Here is a 20,312-nt window from a genome sequence, read left to right on the forward strand (position 1 = left end):
CGATCAGTTTGCGGATGATTTTAACTCACTAATCGAATTTATGACCATGCATAGGGTTTTATGAGAAAGCCCTGTTGAGTCAATTAGTTCTGTAAAGTTGAAAAAAGGATCCGAAGCAATTGATACGGCTAATCCGGAAACAAGCACCGCACTTGTCGGGATTACAGATTATGCAGGTAACCCTAGATTCATCAACGGGAGCCTGGATATGGGGGCTTCTGAGTATCAGGGACCACTGGAAATATTTACGATCAGAGACGGCGAATGGACAAATCCGGCAGTATGGTCGGTAAAACGTTTACCCAAAAAGGGAGAACGGGTATGGCTAAAACACAAAGTAACGATTCCGACAAACTTCCGCTCAACATCCGGAATTGTCAGGTATAATCCGGAAAGTCAACTCATTTTCAGGGATAATGCCCGCTTGCTGATCAGCAATTAACATATTGTCGGCCAGTACATAACCGGCCGACACACATACGAGGTTGCCTTAAATCACCGTCCCGCCATCGGCATAGAACAAGCTGCCGGTGCAGTAGGATGAGGCTCCGGAGGCCAGAAACAGGGCCAGCGGGCTGATTTCGTCGGTGGTACCCATCCGTGCGATCGGCAGCCGTTTCGTAAAATGGCTCAGAATCCTGTCGTCCTGCCAGAGCGCCTGCGAAAACTTCGTTTTGATCAGTCCCGGACAGATCGCATTGACGCGGATACCGTCGGCGCCCCATTCCTTCGCCAGAACCTTCGTCAGCATATTGAGGGACGCCTTGCTGACGCTGTACATACCGAGGCCCGGATCAGGGGTGTGCCCGGCAATGCTGCTCATCATGATGATGCTGCCGCCGCCGCGCTGTTTCATAATCGGGTATACCAGCTTACTCAGTTCAAACGGAGCTTTTACATTGGCCTGCATGATTTTGTCGAACGCTGATCCGTCGCAGTCGAGCGATGGACCGAAAACGGGGTTCGAAGCGGCGTTGTTGACCAGAATGTCGATACCGCCGTAAACCGCAACGGTTTTGTCGACGAGCGCTTTCAGCTGATCCATATCGCCGACATGGGCGGCAATACCGGTTGCTTCGCCGCCGTGAGCCATAATGTCGGCGGCCAGGGCATCGCAGGCGTCCTGCTTGCGGCTGCTGACGACCACTTTCGCACCGAACTGCGCAAACGTGCGGGCCATATCCTCGCCGATGCCTTTGCTGGCGCCCGTGATAACAGCCACTTTTCCGGTTAAATCAAACATCTTTTTTTCGGGTGATGTCAAGGGTTGTGTTTCCATGTAAGGGGAATGCGTTTACCTGCAAACTATCATATAAATCGGCGAATTCAAAGAAGAGCGGCTAATCCCGATAGCAGATAGAGCATTAACAATTCTGTTAACAAAATAACCGGCAATAAAGCGGCCGGCGGATAGTTGGTATAGAAGTTGATACCTGAAATTTTACCTAATTTCGTCAATTCAACCTGGCCATGTGCCTACACTAGCCCTTTATGAACGGAAAAATACCTGATCTGCCTCCCTTCGTCAGCTCCTGGAAACAACTATATGCCATCGTTATCGGGGCGCTTCTTGTTGAAATCGTTTTGTTTTACTACCTAATGATTAGCTTTTCATGAGCGGACTGGATTGGGGCATACTTATCGTAACATTAGCCAGTATTATCTTTTACGGCCTGTACCGGAGCCGCGGAAACCGCAATATGGACGATTATCTGCTGGCCGGACAGTCGTTACCCTGGTACCACGTGTGCCTGTCGGTGATGGCTACGCAGGCCAGTGCCGTCACGTTTTTGTCTGCCCCCGGGCAGGGCTATGCCGACGGCATGCGGTTTGTGCAGTTCTACTTCGGATTGCCGCTGGCCATGGTGGTGCTGTCAGTAACCTTTGTGCCGATGTTTCACCGGCTTCGGGTCTTTACCGCTTATGAATACCTTGAGGAACGCTTCGATGGCCGTGTCCGGATTCTGACGTCACTGCTGTTTCTACTGCAAAGGGGGCTATCGACGGGGCTTTCGATTTATGCACCGGCTATCATCCTCTCGACCATTTTAGGCTGGAACATCTACTGGACGAACCTCATTATGGGCGGTTTGGTACTGATCTACACCGTTACGGGCGGCACAAAAGCCATTTCCTACACGCACATTCAGCAAATGCTTATCGTGACCCTGGCGATGGGGCTGGCAGGCTACATGACCGTACACCTGCTGCCGGAAAGCGTCGGCTTTACCGATGCCCTGAAGGTTGCCGGCAAGGCGGGCAGGATGAACCTGATCGACCTTAAATTTGATCCCAACAGCCGCTACAATGTGTGGTCGGGACTGATCGGGGGCTTTTTTCTCCAGCTGTCTTACTTCGGGACCGACCAGTCGCAGGTAGGGCGCTATCTGACCGGGCAGTCGGTCGGGCAAAGCCGTCTGGGTCTGCTGATGAATGGTCTGCTGAAAGTGCCGATGCAATTTCTGATTCTGCTGGTTGGGGTACTGGTGTTCAGCTACTACCAGTTCCATGAGTCGCCGATCTTCTTTAACAAGCAGGAAACCGATAAGCTGAAAAACAGCCAGTATGCCACGCAATACCAGCTGCTCGAAATCCGGCATCAGTTACTGGCTAAGGAACGGCAGAAAAATGTGGTGATGCTGGAATCGGCTATGGATGCGGATAACGACGAAGCCGTGGCTGAAGCCAAAAAGAGTATGGAGGAGACCGACGTGGCCATGAAGGAAATAAAAGCCGGCGTGGTTGACCTGATCAAAAAGAATAACCCGGCGGCCGATACCAGCGATGTCAACTACGTCTTTCTGCGGTTTGTGCTCGATTATCTGCCCCACGGCCTGATCGGCTTATTAATCGCGGTCATTTTCAGTGCATCAATGGGGTCAATCGCAGCGGCGTATAATTCACTGGCATCTACCTCAATCATTGACATTTATAAACGCCGGATGCATACCACCGGCGATGACCGGCATTACCTCAGTGCCTCTAAATGGGCAACCGTCGGCTGGGGTATCTTCTGTATTATTGTCGCGCAGTTTGCCAACCGATTCGGCAGTATGATTGAGGCGGTAAATATCCTTGGCTCCCTGTTCTACGGCGTTATCCTCGGGATTTTCGTCGTAGCCTTTTACATGAAAGGAATCGGCGGCAAGGCAACCTTCTGGGCGGCCATTATCGGCGAAATTCTGGTTGTCTACTGCTATATGATTGACCTGACCGCCTTCCTGTGGCTGAATGTCATTGGCTGTGTGCTGGTCATGGGCATTGCCTGGTTACTCCAGCGGGTGTTCCGCTCCTGAATAAAAAAACGCCCCGGCCATTAGCCGGGGCGTTTTCACGTATACCTATCAATTATTTTTTCTTTGGTTTGCCTTTGAGTGCCGTCGGTGCAGGAAGCTTTGCCTGATACTCCGTTACGGCTTTAGCAATGGCGTCTTTGAAGAACGGGAATGCGCCGTCGTTGGTGCTTTCGCCGATGCTCAGCGCTTTCTGTGCAATAGGCAGTGCTTCTGTGAATTTTCCCATTTTCGCCAGAATCTGCGACTTAATCCACAGGTTACGGTACGTTTCTTTCAGCCCGATTGACTTATCTGCCCATGCCAGTGCCTGGTCGAGTTTAGTGCCTTTCGACAGGTTATAGTTGGCGGCCGCCTGTAATACGGCTGCGTCTTCCGGTTTATCGGCAACGGCCTTCATCACGTTTGCGGCTGCGTTGGCGTTTACATCAACGTACATTTTCGCCGTTGCTTTCGCCGGACCAAACATAATGTTCATATTGGCCGTGCTGTCGGTCAGGTCGCTGAAGCTGATAGTGAACGTCTCGTGGTTGCTGCCGGTCGTTGGCTTCACGTTTACGCGCAGGGCGTCTTCTTCCTGCTTGTAGCTGTCTTCCGTTACGCTCAGGTTCTTGTTGAAGATGATGGTCCACTCGCTGGCATTCGGGATCGACATGATCGAGTACGTACCGGCGGCCAGTTTCTGGCCTTCTACCACAACGTCAGTTGTTGCCTGGAACGTTGTCGCCCCGTTGGCGCCTGTGCGCCATACTTTGCCGGCGGGTACAAATGAACCGGTAAACGGTGTCCGGCCTTTCAGGCTCGGGCGCGAATATTTCACCGTAAAATCAGTAGTACCGACGGTCTGGATAATCGTTGCGCCGGGGCTTGGCTGAGGGAGACGGATCTGAGCAGTAGCCAGTTGCGCGACAAGGCACAGGGCAACCGCGTTCAGGATAACTTTACGCATTGGAGCTGGTTGTTTAGGGATTGTTAAATGTGGGGGCGAAATTGCGGCTTTTTACCCAGAAAAAATATACCCGATAGACTTTTGACCATTGTGTTTTTGTTAACGGCTTGTTAACGGAGTCTCCGGGTTCGTACGTAAAACTCATGCATCGCGAACCATTGCTGACGCTGCTGCGTCAATATGAGCCGTTTGACGAAAATGAACGGGCTATGTGGCAGGAGACCCTGTCGTTTGTGGAACAACAGCCGGATTGCTTTGAACGCTCCCTGCTCATCGGGCATGTTACAGGCTCGGCCTGGATTGTCTCGCCCGACCGTAGTCAGGCCGTGCTGATTCATCACCGGAAACTGGACCGCTGGTTTCAGCCGGGTGGTCACTGCGACGGCGATCCGGATGTGGCAGCCGTGGCCATGAAAGAAGCAGAAGAAGAAACCGGCCTGCGGTCAATCCGGCTGGTGTCGCCGGACATTTTTGACATCGATGTGCACCCGATACCGGCGAAAGGGGAGATACCTGCACACCTGCACTACGACATCCGGTTCCTGCTCGAAGCAAACCCGGATGAAGCCTTTGAACACTCCGAAGAAACCAATGATATCCAGTGGGTGAAAGTTGACGTTATGGCTGATTTTACAGATTCGGAGTCCATTTTACGCATGATTCGTAAGAAAAATAACTAAAACTATAAGTATAGTAGCTGTTTTTATGGTTAATATTGTATAAACGTGCTTTTGCACGCTGTACAACAAAACCATAGAAAATATGAATCATGTCATCAGCAACACGTCGTCTGACCGGCGGGGGCTGTTGTATGCATTGATTCTGGGACTGATCGCAGCAGGGCCGGCCCTATCGCAGGACGCAAAACTGAAGCGTGATGTTACTTACTCAACGCATAACTACAAGCACCCGAACAAAGCGCAGGTTGCCCGTAAATGGGAACAAAGTCCGAGTGTCAGAACCTCGGATTTTGCCGGACGGGAGGTCGTAACCGGTGATTACAAGAAGCCGGCCACCATCATTACCCAACAGCCGACGCCGCAGCTTGCCTTTGAGGTGAAGCCGGAACGGGAAATAAACCGCAACTACAAAGCAGCAATGGCTACTCAGTTTGCGGACCGGAAGAAGAAAGCCGAAAGGCAGTCAAACGAACCGGTGCCGGCCGACGGCGGAAATTAAACAATGGTTTCGGGATTGATCCGGTCATTATACAGCCGGAACGATTCTTCATCAAAGCAAACAAAGATGACTTCGGTCAGCGAAGTATCATTTTGCAGAAAGCCTGTGACGGTCGAAATAGCGACATCGCAGGCTTTTTCTTTTGGATAGCCGTAAATGCCGGTACTGATGCCCGGAAAGGCTACCGTCTCCAGTGCCTTTTCTGACGCGATTGCCAGCGACCGGTAATAGCAGCCTGCCAGCAGTTTTGACTCCTCGTGATGCCCGCCGCGCCAGACCGGACCGACCGTGTGGATGACATAGGCGGCCGGTAACCGGTAGCCTTTGGTTAGTTTAGCGTCGCCGGTTTTACAGCCGTGCAGCAACCGGCATTCGTGCAGCAGTTCGGGGCCTGCCGCGCGGTGAATGGCACCGTCTACACCACCCCCGCCCAACAGGCTTGAGTTAGCCGCATTCACAATCGCATCGGCATGGACGTTGGTAATATCGCCGGTAATAACGGTCAGACGGGTTTTGTTAATCAGCATATAATGAGATAATTAATAACTTTTACGAGCGGTTTTACAAACTTTTACAATTGTTTACCCCCATTCAGAAAGCGGGAAGATACATTTGCTGTCTCACGAAAATCATACAACAACATGAACACAGTAACGTATTTTTTCTCCCTGGCTCTTTATTATCTGGCCAGTTTGAACAGTAGTCCCGATACAAACCGGTTTCAGCATTGCGCGGCTGCCTTTCTGGGCTCGGGCATGATTGTGAATGAGTATACGCCATCGGGTAAATGTTCGGTACGGATGAATGCCACCGGCGACCTCTCGGTACAGACTGTTGATCTGGGCCGGAATTATGCCAAAGCCGTTGAGCCGATTGCCTTCCGGGTCGCTATCCGCGATAAGGATACGAAAACCCTGCTTAGCTTTTCAGGGGATGCTGTGAAAAAGATGCCGGTTGAAAAAATACTGGCCCGCTGCAAAAAAGGGGATGCCATTATCCTGATGACAACTGACGAAACATACGCTTTACCTCATAACGAAATCCTGGTACAATGAAAACGACTGTTCTTACTTTCGCACTCTTTCTGACTATATCTGCCGCCGCCATGGCGCAATCGGCCAGCTTTTTTAGTAATTCGATTCAGTTGAACGGCTACCCGCTGGATTACAGTAACTTCACCCTGCTTTCGCGCGGCGTTATGACCCTTGTTGATCAGGGCAATAGCTCTGAAAAGGGTAAACAAGTGCCCTTTCGTGTGTACCTGCGCCGGAAAGGTGTCGTGATTACCGAAGGCGGTATGAGCGATAAAACTGAATACCGGAACGTACCGATTCACCAGATTCTGGCAAAGGCACTTCCCGGCGATGAACTGGTTATTGATCCGTTATACCGGACCGACCGCATCAACCGGCAGGTCATTACCCTGCGGATGTTTGCCTGGCTGCTGTTTCGCGGTGTACGTGGCGATGGCTGTTAAAATCGTCAATTCTTTGTACCTTCCCGAACCGGAATTCCGGTTCGGGAAGGTTTTGTTCGTATGAGTACATCGGCATTCAGTACATACAGGAATACGCTGCTAATCATTGCCGTATTTATCATCGGCGGGCTGTTTGTGCAGTTTGCCGGTTCCGGAGTCAGTATACCCGTTACGGAGCAGCAGGCTTTTGCACAACAGGTTAATCTGGCTATGCGCCGGACGGCCCATCAGCTCCTGACGCTGGCCGGTGACAAGACCACCCGCATCGAAGCGGTTAAGCAGCTGGATAAGGAAACCTTTCAGCTGCGGATGATCCGCAATTTTAATTATGATGAGCTGCCCGCGATTCTGGCTGAATCCCTGAAACGCCAGAACATCAAAGCGGATTATGACGTGGCCGTATTCGACTGTAAGCAGGGCGAGCTGCAGCTGGGCTATTCGTTCCGGTACACGCGCCCGAACGAACCGGTCCCGTGTACCGGCCGGATGCAGGATGCCGGTTGTTACGTGATACAGGTGCGGTTTACACCGTTAAATCCCCCCGCACAACCAGACAATAAGGGGTATGCCGTCGGGCTGGCGGGTATACTGACCGCGTTAGCTTATGTGGTTTATAACCGTAAAAAACGGGTTATGCCTGCGGCAGTTCCGGTAGCAGAACAGGTTCCGGAGGCAGCTGCCGGACCGGAGGAGCCGCAATGGCAGTTCTTCGGCGAATCGCGTTTACACACGCTGAATCCGGTTCTGGTAGTTGGTGATGTGCCGTATGAACTGACGTATCGTGAGGCCAAACTCCTGCGGCTGTTTATTGCTCATCCACAACAGGTACTCGACCGCGAACTGATTCTGAAATCGGTCTGGCAGGATGAGGGTGTAGTTGTCGGGCGGAGCATTGACGTGTTTGTATCGCGTCTGCGTAAGTTGCTGCAGGCCGACCCGACACTGCGGATTGCAGCGGTCCATGGCATTGGGTACCGGTTCGAAATCCGGAACCCGAAGGCGTTCTCTACCGGGGATTTACCTAACTTCGCGGCCTGAATCCGTTTTTCCGGCCACATGGAATACTATCAGCAACTTTTTGACCATACAGACGAGCTGCCAGCCTTATGGGCCGGTCAGGACTTTGAGCAATGCATCTTCCGTAAACTCGACCTGACCAAAGCTAACCTCTCCGGTGCTAATTTTGTCAACTGCCGTTTTGAGTCCTGCAACCTGACACAGGCAGAGATAAAGCAGACTAAATTACTTGACGTAGCCTTTTCCGGGTCTTCGCTGACCCACGTTGATTTCGGAACGTGCAGCGTCTTTGGCTTCAGCGTCAGTTTCACCGAATGCCAGCTGGACTACACCGTTTTTCTGGACCGGAACATGAAAAAAGCCCGGTTTCAGGAATGCTCGCTTAAGGAAGCGCATTTTCTGCGGTGTGATCTGACCAGTGCGGTTTTCGCGGCCTGTAATCTGGAACTGGCAAAATTTGCCGAAAACAACCTGACGCAGGCCGACTTCTCGACATCGTATAACCTGCGCCTTGATCCGGATAACAACAAGCTGAAAAAAGCCCGTTTCTCACTCTATAACCTGCCTGGACTACTCACCAAATACGATCTGGTAATCAAGGAATAGCGCTTACGGTTTCAGTAACCGCAGCGTTTGTTTCTGATCACCATTCAGCAACGAGAGGTAATAGATGCCGGTTGGCATACTCATTACCTGGTGCGGCAGCGTAATGGTCATGCGGCTGTCGGGTTTAGCCTGTGAACGCCAGACAGGACGGCCCGCGGCATCCGTCAGGGTCAGGTCAATGGTGGTTTTGCCTGGTGTAGGCCATAAAATGGTGATTGTTCCGTCGCTGCCCACCGGATTCGGGGCAATCGTGAACCGGTCTACCGGCAGGGCCAGCAGTGTAGCCCGGCTGAAGTTCGGGATGCCGTAACCCAGAGAGGCGTCAGGCGTTGCATACTGCGAACCCGATTCGCGGATGATCCGGACAACATCGGTGGCCTTCAGCGTCGGGTTTGCCTGCCAGAAGCCTGCGACAAGCCCCGCCACCAGCGGACCGGAGTAGGAGGTCCCCGAGCCGGCGCCGATAACACCCGTCGGGAGGCCGATAATGGTCCCGAGCCCGAAAGCGGCCACGTCCGGTTTCACCCGCCCGTCGGCCGACGGCCCGAACGAGCTGAAGGCGGCCCGTGCGCCATAGCCATCTACGGCACCGATTGCCAGCACGCCCGCCGCATCCGACGGCGCGCTGATGTACCGCCACGGGTCATTTCCTTCATTGCCGGCCGATACAACGATGACCATGCCGGTCTCCGACGCGATCTGCGCCGCGCGGGTAGACAGGGCCGTTTTACCGTTCAGCTGCGCATAGGTGTAGCTGGTTGAGTAATCGTCAAACTGCGTATAGCCCAGGGAAGAGCTCAGGACATCGGCACCGGTACTATCGGCAAATTCGGCGCCGAGGAGCCAGTTTGCTTCTTCAATCTGGGTTTCATACCGGACATCCTCCGTTTCAATCAGCACATAAGAGGCCTTAAAGGCGGCCCCATACAGCAGGCTGTCGGAGGTAGCGGCCAGAATCGACAGCACATGCAGCCCGTGGGCATCATCGTCGTAGACATTCAGTTCATTTTCGACAAAATCCTTCGTGGCCACCACGCGGTTGTCGGCAAAGAGCTTATCCAGAAACGGTACGCGGTTGGCATTCCGGAAGCCGGCGTCGAGCAGGGCAATCAGCATGCCTTCGCCCCGATAACCCTGCGCATGCATTTTATCGACACCGATCTGAGTCAGCTGGGTTCGCGACAACCCGTACGGGAGTGCATTTGCGGCCGTGCCCATTTTCCGTTGCTGGGCGTTGCTGGTGACCGCTACCCGCGCATTCGGGTCGGCAGTGAGCGGTTGCGCCCCCGCCAGTGAGCGGTTAAACTCAAGGCCTTTGACAAACGACAGGGCAAGTACCTTTGTCAGCACGGCATCGGTCGCCTCAATCAGGGCCGCATTCATCCAGCGGGACGTATACCGGACTGTGGCACCGGCCTGTTTTAACTGGGTTACATACGACGGATTGACGGGCAGATCACGTTCGGCAACGGCAATACCTTGCCGCGTCCGGCGGTCAATGGCCCGCTGCGACAAAAACTCCTGTGGCCGGCTGACAGCATACGGACTGTTGGTTTTATCTTTTAACAGAACAAGGTATTTACGGGAAACGGTGGTCTGGGCTGAGGCCGCAAGGCTGATCAGGCACAAACAAAAAAACAGTAGTTTATTCTTTCCCATAGTTGATAAGCTGAAAGGTTTGTCGGATGCCATAATCAATCTGGTGCCGGCCAAGACAATCCGGTGTATCGGTACAAAACGACAGGTGTATGTTTTGCCGGTAAATCAACCCGATCGCCGGCGCATAAACGGCTAGCTGCCTGTGTTGCCCGACCAGCGTTGAATCGCCCGTTTCCACCACGGTTATTGTTTGCCGGTATGTTTTTCCTAATACGTTAAATGATTCGTGAATGTTGCGTAGAAAAGCGGCATTACGCTGTGGATACGCAAAGTCTGTCTGCCACCGCTGGCCTTCAAAGATAGGAAATGCCAGCACACATCTGGTCACACTATGTTCAATTCTGTACGCTTTTACGTTGGTCCGGTAAGCCGACCAAAGCGAATCGGGTTGCCAGACGTCTGTTTCACCCGTCCGCCGGTAGCGGTGCAGGCGGTAGGCCACCTCGCCGGTTGCATTCAGGTAAGCCTGGCCGGTGCGTTCTCTGAGCTGATAGCTGGTAATCTGCGGAGGCTGGCTCAGCGAATACCGTTCTTCGGTAACGAGGTAGTCGGCAACGCGGCCGGTTTCCAGCGGGAAGTAAGCAGCATCCGCCGGATAGGCAGCTGTTGGCTCCGTACGGCATGCATGGATACTCCAGACGGAAAGTAACAGCAGGATCGTCATCAGGATAGGGTAGCGGGTTGTTTTCATCGTCATTGAAGGCATGATGCCATAAAGACGACGGGGCCGGTGGTTGGTCATTGTCTGGCCGGTAAATCACCGCCCGGCCAGATGGCGCATTGCCAAGTCAATAGAATTACTTTTCCCGGATGTAAAACTTTTTTCCTGAACAAACCGTACATCAAAGGTGAGAATAACCCACGTTGTTGTATGAATAATTTGACGAAGCTAGTTGATTCGCTGGCTCCTGTACGGGAGAAACTGATACATCACCCTGTTTATTCGGCCGTACACGATCTGGACGGTTTACGGGAGTTTGCCAAATACCACGCGTTTGCCGTATGGGATTTTATGTCCCTGCTGAAGGCGTTACAAGCTAAACTGACGTGTGTATCGGTACCCTGGGTGCCGGTCGGGTCAGGACAGGTACGATACCTGATCAATGAAATCGTAGCCGGCGAGGAGAGCGATGAAGCTCCGGCCCTCAATGGCGGAGCACCACGGCGGATGAGCCACTACGAGCTTTATCTGGAAGCGATGGCGCAGATGGAAGCCGACACGGCGCCCATTCAGAAACTGCTGGCCGATATTCAGTCCGGAAAAACAGTACAGGACGCATTGGCGCTACAGGCTTTACCCGATGGCGTACGCGACTTTGTGTTGTTTACCTTTGCCATCATCGCCACCGGCAAGCCGCATATTATTGCCGCCGCCTTTACATTTGGCCGCGAAGACCTGATTCCGTCGATGTTTATTGAAATTGTCCGGCAGCTCGACGAAACGCACCAGGCTATGCTTGGTACCTTCCGTTTTTACCTTGAACGCCACATTGAGCTTGACGGCGACCACCACAGTCACCTGGCCATGCAGATGGTAGAGGAACTGTGCGGCGACGACGAAGCAAAGTGGCAGGAAGCCGCTGAGTGGACCATCAAAGCGCTGGAAAAACGCATTACACTTTGGGATGCGGTCGTAGAGCGTGTCAGTGTAGGGGTTTAGATTGCACCTTACGAAAGATTCCCTTAAGTTTACCCCGCTGGCTGGCAGCGGGGTGTTTTTTTGCGTTTGACCCGCCTGACCCGGTAAGTCACGATACACGAAAACCGACGGGACGTTATGAACGAGCAACAACCTGAAATCGTAAAGGAATACACAAACGGAGAAATTACGGTGGTCTGGAAACCAGCCACCTGCATTCATTCAAAGCGCTGCTGGACCGAGCTCCGCACCGTTTTTAACCCGAAAGACCGGCCGTGGGTGCACATGGACGGAAGTACGACCGACCGCATTATCGAACAGGTAGACCGCTGCCCGTCGAAAGCCCTGACCTACTACCGTAATGAAACGAGCCAGCCGGAAGCCGATACACCGGAAGTGACGATTGAAAATATCATTGAGCCGCTGGCCAACGGCCCGTTACTGGTATATGGCAATCTGCTGGTTAAAAACACCGATGGCAACGAAACCCGCTGCACCGAGGTTACGGCATTCTGCCGGTGCGGAGGCAGCGCCAACAAACCCTACTGCGACGGTACTCACGTAAAAATCGGCTTCAGCGCCTAAACCGGCGTTGGGGTCGGCCGCCAGGAAAAGGACTTTTCGTCGATTGCCCGCATGGTGCACAGAATTCCGTCGAGGTGGTCGACTTCGTGCTGTAACAGTTCCGACAGGTCATCCGTGAGCGTCCATGACCGGGGCTGCCAGTGTTCATCCATGTAATTGATGGTCACGCTGCGGTGGCGGCGTACTTTGACCAGCAGGTTGGGGAAACTCATGCAGTCATCCCATAGCTCGAATAATTCCGCACTTTCATCTGAAAACACAGGATTAATAAAAACAACGGGTTTGTCGATGTGCATATAGACAACCCGTTTCATGTACCCCAGTTGCGGAGCCGCAATGGCCCGTCCGGCGTTATATACCTCCCTGAACTCCATAAGTACCTGATGCAGATCGGCCACAATTCGGGCTACTTCCGGTAATTCTGCTTCCGTAACCGGCGTGCAGACTTCATACAGACGCGGGTCTCCCAGTAAAACAAGATCGGATAAGTGCTTCATTATGAATTGATAAGAAAATTTATATAGCTATTATTGAAAAAAGTGTAAACAAATAAAATAAACATGCCGTTCAAACTGACATTCCGGCAAGTAGCCGGAGAGTGAATTATTTGTTCAACGTTTTTACGGATTAATTTAATGAAAACTTCAAAAAGCCTGTACCGATTCCGTGCCTTTGCATGGACCTTACTAAGTGCTATTGCCTTTGCGACAGTAAGTTGTTCGAAAGATGACGAGCCAACGATGACCTCGCAGTCCATTACCGACATTGTTAACACCAACGCTGATTTTACCATCCTGCGGGCTGCTGTTCAGCGGGCGGGTTTGGGAACCGCCCTTCAATCGGGTACACTGACTGTATTTGCGCCAACTGATGCGGCGTTTCAGGCAGCTGGTTTTGCAGATGCAGCCGCCATTAATGCCGTGGCCGATACCACACTCCGGAATATTCTGCAATATCACGTTGTGGGATCAAAGGTAGAATCGTCAGCAATTAATTTTGGTAATAACGCAGCAGTCAACTCATTGCTGACGAATAATGGTACGCTTTACGTGACGAAAGACAACTCCGGCGTTTCGGTAAACGGTGCCCGTGTAACGCAGGCTGACGTAATGGCTTCAAACGGTGTCGTTCATGTTATTGATAAAGTATTGATGCCGCCAACCGGTAACCTGGTGCAGGTAATCACCAGCCAGCCGCAAAATTTTAGTTTACTGGCGGCAGCAGCCACTCGGGCAGGTACGGGGTTATTGACAGCGCTGAGCAGCTCAACGGCAGCCGTAACGGTTTTTGCACCGACAAATGCTGCGTTTCTGGCTGCCGGTCTGGATGCGGCTGCGATTCAGCAGGCAACACCGGCACAACTGACAACAATTCTGACTTATCACGCAGTACCCGGCCGTGTGTTCTCAACCAACCTGACAAGCGGTACGGTTACGACCCTGCAATCAGGTACTGCTACGGTTAATGTCGGAGCTAATGCTGTGACAATTCTTGGCGCCGGCAACAACGGAACCGCTGCTAATGTGACGATGGCAAACGTAGTGGCAACAAACGGTGTCATTCACGTAATCGACCGTGTATTGTTACCGGCACAGTAACCCGAAACAATAGCTATGTTTTCTTGCGGTTGTTAGGCTATGGGCCTGGCAACCGCTTGTTTTTTGCCGGGTTTTCGGTTGTTTTGCCGCTGGAATCAGGATTGTTATTGTCTTGACATGATTACGTGATGAACAGGATAAGATGCACTCAATAATCCGTAAATCCTGTAATCCTGTCAAAAAAAGATCGCCAGACATGATTACGTGATGAACAGGATAAGATGTACTCGATAATCCGTATATCCTGTAATTCTGTCAATTGAAAAAACAACAAAGCTGCTGCCTGTCAGATTTTTATGAACCGGAAATTATTTCTTCTCGATGCAATGGCCCTGATCTACCGGGCACATTTTGCATTCAATAAAAGCCCCCGGATTACCACCCGTGGCCTGAATACCAGCTGTATCTTTGGGTTTATGAACTCCCTGCTGGAGGTGCTGACCAAGGAAAAGCCTACCCACATCGGCGTGGCCTTCGATACGTCGAAAAAAACGTTCCGGCATGAGCAGTTTGATCAGTATAAGGCCAACCGGCAGTCGCAGCCGGAGGATATTACCGTAGCGATTCCGTACATCAAACAGATCGTGGAAGCAATGAACATCCCGCTGTTATGGCTGGATGGGTACGAGGCTGACGATATCATCGGGACACTGTCGCAAAAGGCCTGTGCTACCGGTGAGTTTGAGACCTATATGATGACGCCCGATAAAGATTACGGGCAGCTGGTCAACGATTGCGTCTTTATCTACAAACCGGCCTTTATGGGCAAACCGGCCGAAAAACTGGGTGTAGCCGAGATTCTGGACCGCTGGCAGATCGAGCGGGTGGATCAGGTGATCGACATCCTCGGACTGATGGGTGATGCGGTCGACAATATCCCGGGCATCCCGGGTGTAGGCGAAAAAACGGCGCAGAAACTGATTGCGGAGTTCGGAACCGTTGAAAACCTGATTGCCGGTGCCGATAAGCTGAAAGGAAAGCAAAAGGAGAACGTCGTCAATTTTGCGCAACAGGGTTTGCTGTCGAAACAACTGGCGACGATTCACCTCGATGTGCCGATTCCGTTTGATCCGGAAGCGCTTCAACTCAAGGAATATGATAAACCGCGCTTGTCTGCGCTGATGGACGAACTGGAGTTTCGTCAGCTGAAAGGGCGGTTACTGGGTACTGACTATGAGGCGGCTCCGGCGGCCAAAGCGGCAACGACCGCAAAGCCGGCCGCGAAAGCCGCACCGGCGGGTCAGATGGACTTATTTGCACCGGTGGCTCCTACACCGTCGGGAACAGAAGGCCTGCCGTTCGACTTTGGCGACAGTGATACAACTGCTCAGCCGGTGCAGATACCGGTCGCGTCGGGTGCGTCAGCTACGCCGGACCAGGTGACGAACGAAGTGGCCACTGACGGGGAGCAGCCTGCCTTTCTGGAAGTGCCCTACGAAGCCGGAACCCCTGAGCTATCGGACCGCCGCGAAACCATTCATACCGTCCGCCACGATTACCGGCTGGTGGATACCCCTGAATTACGGCAGGATCTGGCCTACTACCTGAGCTTGCAGGAATCGTTCTGCTTTGACTCAGAGACCACGGCGGTTGATCCGGTTGAGGCCGATCTGGTGGGGCTGTCGTTTGCGTACCGGAAGGGGGAAGCCTTCTACGTGCCTGTACCGGCCGATAAAGACGAAGCACAGGCGATTGTCGATGTATTCAAAGGAGTGCTTGAGAATCCGGCGGTCGGAAAAATCGGGCAGAACCTGAAATACGATATCCTGATGCTGAAAAAATACGGTGTTGAGGTGCAGGGTAAACTGTTCGACACCATGCTGGCCCACTACCTGATTGAGCCGGAACAGCGTCATAACATGGACATTATGGCCATGACTTACCTGAACTACCATCCGGTGTCGATTGAAGAACTGATTGGTAAAAAAGGGCCGAAGCAGCTGACCATGCGCGACGTGGAGATGCAGAAGGTGGTCGAATACGCGGCTGAAGATGCTGACATCACACTGCAATTGAAGGAAATGTTTGCGCCGTTGCTCGAAAAAGACAGCCTGAACAAACTGTTTGAGCAGGTTGAAATGCCGCTGGTTAACGTACTGGCTGATATTGAGCTGGAAGGCGTCCGCGTCGATCAGAAGGCGCTGGCCGATCTGTCGGCAACGCTGGACGTCGATATCCGGCAGGTGCAGCAGGAGATTTATACCATTGCCGGCAGTGAGTTCAATATCGGGTCGCCGAAGCAGCTGGGTGAAATCCTGTTTGAGCGCCTGAAACTGGACAAAAACGCCAAGAAAACCCGGACGGGCCAGTATGCGACCGGCGAGGAAATTCTCTCGAAGCTGGAAGAAGAGCACGAAATCGCCCGGAAAATTCTGGATTACCGCGAGCTGGTGAAACTGAAAAATACCTACGTGGATGCCCTGCCGTTGCTGATCAGTAAGCGGGACGGCCGGATTCACACGTCGTTTAATCAGGCGGTGGCAGCAACGGGCCGGCTGAGTTCGACCAACCCGAATTTGCAGAATATTCCGATCCGGACGCCACGGGGCAAGGAAATCCGCAAGGCGTTTGTGCCGCGTTCGGAGGAGTTCGTGATCATGTCGGCCGATTACTCGCAGATTGAGCTGCGGATCATGGCTGCGTTCAGCGGTGACCAGACCATGCTCGATGCCTTTAACAATGGCATTGACATTCACACCAGTACGGCAAGTAAAGTGTTCGGAGTGCCGATTGGCGAGGTAACGGGTGACATGCGCCGGAAAGCCAAAACCATCAACTTCGGGATTATCTACGGTATTTCGGCCTTCGGGCTGGCACAGCGCCTGAAAATTCCGCGGAAAGAAGCCGCTCAGATTATCGACGATTACTTTGCGCAGTTTGCCGCCGTGAAAGGGTACATGGATGAAACCATCGAAAAGGCGCGGAACTGCGGCTACGCAGAAACGATTCTCGGCCGCCGCCGGTACCTGCGCGACATCAACTCCCGCAATCAGACCGACCGCCAGTTTGCGGAGCGCAACGCCATCAATGCTCCGATTCAGGGGAGTGCGGCCGATATGCTGAAGATTGCCATGATTCAGATCCACGACTTCATGCAGGCGAACCACCTCAAATCAAAGATGATCCTGACCGTGCATGATGAATTGGTCTTCGACGCACACCGGTCCGAACTGGACATGCTGCGTGAAAACGTCGACAACATCATGCGCAACGCCATTCCGATGGCCGTGAAGATGGAAACCGGCATCGGCACCGGTGACAATTGGCTGGAAGCGCATTAATAATCATTGATTCTGATTGTGCTCCCGTACGGGCGACCCCACGTGGTCGCCCTTTTTAATCAATACAATGGTCGCCCAAATATATAATCAATGAATTGGGCGACCACATGGGAACAATGGGCGACCACATGGGAACAATGGGCAACCACGTGGGAACATTGGGCGACCACGTGGGGTCGCCCGTACGGGAATGGAGCAGGGCAAATCAGATCAGGCCTTCTGAAATGCCTCGTATTTGCCCCGGAAATACACATACGATCCCACCACCATGAGGGTATAAAAAGCGGCCAGGACGTAGGCGCCGTACAGGAAAAAGTCGTGGAAGCTGATGTTGGCCTGCCCGAAATTTTTGTACAACGATACTCCGACACTGCCCAGGTAACCGTACCAGTCGGCCAGCGTTACCAGAAAGCCAACGGTGCTGACATAGCGGAACGTCGCCACCATCCGCTCAAAGTATAAGCCGTTGCAGGGCACATAGGCCATGTAAAGGCCAAGCCCTGTCAGCAGAAACCAGTTGCCTGCCGACAGGTGGCCGCTCTGGTAAACCCAGGTACTGACGCCCACCAGCAGACCACCTGCCAGGATCATGCCGTTGACCAGCGTGAACGCCTGGAAATTATCTTTCACCCGTTGCAGCCCCGCCATCAGAATCAGTACCCCGACGGCCACCAGTGTCTCGGTTTTGGCAAAAATTGCGGGACTCAGCGGGGCTCCGTCACTCGTTGCGCCCGCCAGAATCTCCGGTCCGAAATTGTCGCGGAAGTCGCGGAAGGCTGTCAGGAACACGTACGAAATAATGAGCATAACCAACCCCGGCCGGAAGGTCCGGATAAAGGTCCGGCGCTCGTTGCTCGTCATCGGGCGCCGTTCGGTGCGGAGGGCTTTATCTTCCTCGGTAGGAGGTGGCAGGAGGGTCAGTGCATAGACCGAAATCAGCATCGGGAGCACAAAGAGTGAGCCTGTCACGAACGGAAGCCAGAATTCGGTAACACCCCAGCTGCTTTTGATGGTCAGCGCGACGGTTTTGACAAAACCGGAGGCAAAGATGAACGACGCCGTCAGCCCGGCTACCAATGCATCGGTCTGTTTGCGGCCTTCCAGAAAGCCTAACACCACGCCGTAGACCATGCCGAGCGGCAGGCCGTTCAGGTACAGAAACGGGATGTTGTAGGGCGCAGGTACCAGCGCAAACCCAAGCAACGCGAGCAGGGCAATACTGACAAACAGCAACAGGTTCATCGCCCGTTTGGCCGGCGACATCTCCGATACGATCTTGATACCCAGTCCTTTCGATGACGCATAGCCGAGAATCTGAGCCGTGATCAGCCAGATTTTATAACTGACCCCCGCAAATTCCATTCCTTCGAACGTAACGGCGGTGATGCCTTTGCGGAACGCATACATACAGGCGTAGGTGCAGAACGCTGCCACGGTGCCAAAGAGCATAAAGGCCGTCGGGTTCCGTAAAAAAGCAGGCGGTTGAACAGGTTGGGTTACCATGAACAGGATTGTTTGTCGGATGAGCGGCCGTACGGCCCGTTTTCAGCCCACAATATATGGATTGGATCGCAACCCGCATGCGTTATCTTTCTGTTAACGGCGTTATCTTTGGGAATTAAAGAGAGAAAGAGAGAAAGAGTGAAAGAGCGGCCCGCCGCTGCGGTGAAAGAGTGAACTGGGCTGGTGGCATGCCACCACTACTAACTCAGAACCAACAGAACCATCAGCAACTCAGAACCAACAGTAACCCAGAACCTAACAGCAACCCCAATAAATAACCCTGAATTATAAAATGAATCATCTTTTCGACCGTCGGGGCTTTTTGCAACGTTCAGCCCTGGCAACCATGACTACGCTATTGGGCACCGACATTGTGTTTGCTGACCGGATGCCGGCCAATTACCTGCCCGTTGTGTTCGGGACGGAGCCGGACCCGATGCCGGCAAAACACAAGGACATGCTGGTGCTGAACAATAAGCCCTGGAACGTAGAAGCGGTACCGCATTTGCTGGATGACGCTGTAACGCCGGCCGACAAAATGTTCATCCGCAACAACGGGCTGATGCCGGAAAGCGTTGATGCGGCCAAATGGACACTGACCATCAACGGTGAATCGGTGAAGGCATCAAAGACATACACCCTGGCCGATCTGAAAAAGAAATTTAAACCCCATACCTACCAGCTGGTACTTGAATGTGCCGGTAACGGGCGGGCGAACTATTACCCGAAAACAGCCGGTAACCAGTGGGGCGACGGGGCGGTGAGTTGTGCCGAATGGACCGGTGTCCGCCTGAAAGATATTCTGGCCGATGTGGGGCTGAAAGACGATGCCGTTTACATCGGTTATTACGGCCGCGACCTGCACCTGAGCCTTGATCCGAAGCAATCGCCGATTTCGCGCGGCGTACCGATGCGGAAGGCGCTGGAAGATGAAACCCTGATTGCCTGGGCCATGAACGGACAGGACATTCCGATGGCCCACGGCTATCCGCTGCGGCTTGTGATCGGCGGGTGGCCGGCGTCGGTTTCGGGTAAGTGGCTGCACACGATTTCGGTCCGGAATAAAGTGCACGATGGAACGAAAATGACGGGTAAGAGTTATAAGGTACCCATTAATCCCGTTGAGCCGGGCTACGATCCGCCGGAAAGCGAGTTCAAAATCATTGAGTCGATGCCGGTGAAATCGCTGATTACGTTCCCGAAAACCGGAGCGACGGTGCCGGTCGGGCAGTCAATTGCGTTGCGCGGCCATGCGTGGGCCGGTGACCGGGCCGTACGGGAGGTGCAGGTATCGGTCGATTTTGGCGCTACCTGGCAGAAAACAACCCTGAAAGCTCCGAAAAACCGGCTTGCGTGGCAGCAGTGGTCTACAGAAATCCGGTTGCCGCAGAAAGGCTATTACGAAATCTGGGCGAAGGCCGTTGACGATGCCGGTGTGGCCCAGCCTATGGTAATGCCACAGTGGAACCCCGAAGGCTACTGCAACAATGCCTGTCACCGGATTGCCGTTAAACTCGTGTAATCGT

At 53.0% G+C, this 20,312-nt stretch carries 20 protein-coding genes; 13 read left to right on the top strand and 7 right to left on the bottom strand.

Annotation, left to right across the window (positions count from 1 at the left end):
* Positions 1-97: 97 nt before the first annotated feature.
* Positions 98-442 (top strand): hypothetical protein, encoded by a 345-nt coding sequence (locus AC23NW_RS16775; RefSeq protein ID WP_487450787.1) that lies wholly within the window; start codon positions 98-100, stop codon positions 440-442.
* 48 nt (positions 443-490) lie between these two features.
* Here the strand turns inward: AC23NW_RS16775 and AC23NW_RS16780 are convergent, their stop codons facing one another.
* Entirely contained in the window at positions 491-1,279 is a 789-nt protein-coding gene (locus AC23NW_RS16780; RefSeq protein ID WP_487450788.1) for an SDR family NAD(P)-dependent oxidoreductase, read from the bottom strand.
* A 334-nt stretch (positions 1,280-1,613) separates the two neighbouring features.
* On the opposite strand from AC23NW_RS16780, the gene AC23NW_RS16785 reads away from it, so the two are divergent.
* Complete coding sequence (locus AC23NW_RS16785; protein WP_487450789.1) at positions 1,614-3,296, top strand: sodium:solute symporter family protein; 1,683 nt, start codon at positions 1,614-1,616, stop codon at positions 3,294-3,296.
* Between the two features lie 52 nt (positions 3,297-3,348).
* On the opposite strand, the gene AC23NW_RS16790 is transcribed toward AC23NW_RS16785, so the two are convergent.
* A complete protein-coding gene (locus AC23NW_RS16790) occupies positions 3,349-4,242 on the bottom strand; it encodes a DUF2911 domain-containing protein (protein ID WP_487450790.1) in 894 nt (297 codons plus the stop codon).
* Positions 4,243-4,385: 143 nt separating this feature from the next.
* On the opposite strand from AC23NW_RS16790, the gene AC23NW_RS16795 reads away from it, so the two are divergent.
* Both AC23NW_RS16795 and AC23NW_RS16800 read left to right on the top strand, forming a co-directional pair.
* On the top strand, positions 4,386-4,922 hold the full coding sequence (locus AC23NW_RS16795; RefSeq protein ID WP_293836098.1) for an NUDIX hydrolase: 537 nt from the start codon (positions 4,386-4,388) through the stop codon (positions 4,920-4,922).
* An 82-nt stretch (positions 4,923-5,004) separates the two neighbouring features.
* Positions 5,005-5,421 (top strand): hypothetical protein, encoded by a 417-nt coding sequence (locus AC23NW_RS16800; protein WP_487450791.1) that lies wholly within the window; start codon positions 5,005-5,007, stop codon positions 5,419-5,421.
* Here the strand turns inward: AC23NW_RS16800 and AC23NW_RS16805 are convergent.
* A complete protein-coding gene (locus tag AC23NW_RS16805) occupies positions 5,418-5,948 on the bottom strand; it encodes an O-acetyl-ADP-ribose deacetylase (protein WP_293836101.1) in 531 nt (176 codons plus the stop codon). The two genes, AC23NW_RS16800 and AC23NW_RS16805, sit on opposite strands and share 4 nt — an antisense overlap.
* Positions 5,949-6,062: 114 nt before the next feature.
* Here AC23NW_RS16805 and AC23NW_RS16810 point away from each other — a divergent pair, with 114 nt between their 5' ends.
* From AC23NW_RS16810 to AC23NW_RS16825, 4 genes are read left to right on the top strand one after another with little or no spacing between them, the layout of a single operon-like run.
* On the top strand, positions 6,063-6,476 hold the full coding sequence (locus AC23NW_RS16810; protein WP_293836103.1) for a hypothetical protein: 414 nt from the start codon (positions 6,063-6,065) through the stop codon (positions 6,474-6,476).
* The gene (locus tag AC23NW_RS16815; protein ID WP_487450792.1) at positions 6,473-6,898 is read left to right on the top strand and encodes a hypothetical protein; all 426 of its coding nucleotides are present in this window, start codon (positions 6,473-6,475) and stop codon (positions 6,896-6,898) included. The genes AC23NW_RS16810 and AC23NW_RS16815 overlap by 4 nt, the downstream gene beginning before the upstream one ends.
* Positions 6,899-6,958: 60 nt before the next feature.
* Complete coding sequence (locus AC23NW_RS16820; RefSeq protein WP_487450793.1) at positions 6,959-7,936, top strand: winged helix-turn-helix domain-containing protein; 978 nt, start codon at positions 6,959-6,961, stop codon at positions 7,934-7,936.
* Between the two features lie 18 nt (positions 7,937-7,954).
* On the top strand, positions 7,955-8,521 hold the full coding sequence (locus tag AC23NW_RS16825) for a pentapeptide repeat-containing protein (RefSeq protein WP_487450794.1): 567 nt from the start codon (positions 7,955-7,957) through the stop codon (positions 8,519-8,521).
* Positions 8,522-8,524: 3 nt separating this feature from the next.
* On the opposite strand, the gene AC23NW_RS16830 is transcribed toward AC23NW_RS16825, so the two are convergent.
* Both AC23NW_RS16830 and AC23NW_RS16835 read right to left on the bottom strand, forming a co-directional pair.
* On the bottom strand, positions 8,525-10,180 hold the full coding sequence (locus AC23NW_RS16830; protein ID WP_487450795.1) for a S8 family peptidase: 1,656 nt from the start codon (positions 10,178-10,180) through the stop codon (positions 8,525-8,527).
* Positions 10,167-10,871 carry a hypothetical protein gene (locus AC23NW_RS16835; RefSeq protein WP_487450796.1) on the bottom strand — a complete coding sequence of 235 codons (705 nt, stop codon included), beginning with the start codon at positions 10,869-10,871 and terminating at the stop codon, positions 10,167-10,169. The genes AC23NW_RS16830 and AC23NW_RS16835 overlap by 14 nt, the downstream gene beginning before the upstream one ends.
* 180 nt (positions 10,872-11,051) lie before the next feature.
* Between AC23NW_RS16835 and AC23NW_RS16840 the strand changes: the two genes are divergently transcribed.
* Together AC23NW_RS16840 and AC23NW_RS16845 are read left to right on the top strand one after the other, a co-directional pair.
* Positions 11,052-11,840: a DUF3050 domain-containing protein gene (locus tag AC23NW_RS16840; protein WP_487450797.1), complete on the top strand. Its 789-nt coding sequence runs from the start codon at positions 11,052-11,054 to the stop codon at positions 11,838-11,840.
* Positions 11,841-11,957: 117 nt separating this feature from the next.
* Positions 11,958-12,404: a (4Fe-4S)-binding protein gene (locus tag AC23NW_RS16845; RefSeq protein ID WP_487450798.1), complete on the top strand. Its 447-nt coding sequence runs from the start codon at positions 11,958-11,960 to the stop codon at positions 12,402-12,404.
* Here AC23NW_RS16845 and AC23NW_RS16850 read toward each other — a convergent pair.
* Positions 12,401-12,901: a peptide deformylase gene (locus AC23NW_RS16850; protein WP_487450799.1), complete on the bottom strand. Its 501-nt coding sequence runs from the start codon at positions 12,899-12,901 to the stop codon at positions 12,401-12,403. The two genes, AC23NW_RS16845 and AC23NW_RS16850, sit on opposite strands and share 4 nt — an antisense overlap.
* A 138-nt stretch (positions 12,902-13,039) precedes the next feature.
* Between AC23NW_RS16850 and AC23NW_RS16855 the strand changes: the two genes are divergently transcribed.
* Together AC23NW_RS16855 and polA are read left to right on the top strand one after the other, a co-directional pair.
* Positions 13,040-14,002 carry a fasciclin domain-containing protein gene (locus AC23NW_RS16855; protein WP_487450800.1) on the top strand — a complete coding sequence of 321 codons (963 nt, stop codon included), beginning with the start codon at positions 13,040-13,042 and terminating at the stop codon, positions 14,000-14,002.
* Positions 14,003-14,298: 296 nt separating this feature from the next.
* A complete protein-coding gene (polA, locus tag AC23NW_RS16860; protein WP_487450801.1) occupies positions 14,299-17,283 on the top strand; it encodes a DNA polymerase I in 2,985 nt (994 codons plus the stop codon).
* Between the two features lie 210 nt (positions 17,284-17,493).
* On the opposite strand, the gene AC23NW_RS16865 is transcribed toward polA, so the two are convergent.
* A complete protein-coding gene (locus tag AC23NW_RS16865; RefSeq protein ID WP_487450802.1) occupies positions 17,494-18,786 on the bottom strand; it encodes a DUF5690 family protein in 1,293 nt (430 codons plus the stop codon).
* A gap of 292 nt (positions 18,787-19,078) precedes the next feature.
* Here AC23NW_RS16865 and AC23NW_RS16870 point away from each other — a divergent pair, with 292 nt between their 5' ends.
* Positions 19,079-20,308 (top strand): sulfite oxidase, encoded by a 1,230-nt coding sequence (locus AC23NW_RS16870; RefSeq protein ID WP_487450803.1) that lies wholly within the window; start codon positions 19,079-19,081, stop codon positions 20,306-20,308.
* Positions 20,309-20,312 lie beyond the last annotated feature (4 nt).

It is taken from the genome of Arsenicibacter sp. R0_47 (assembly GCF_057652235.1).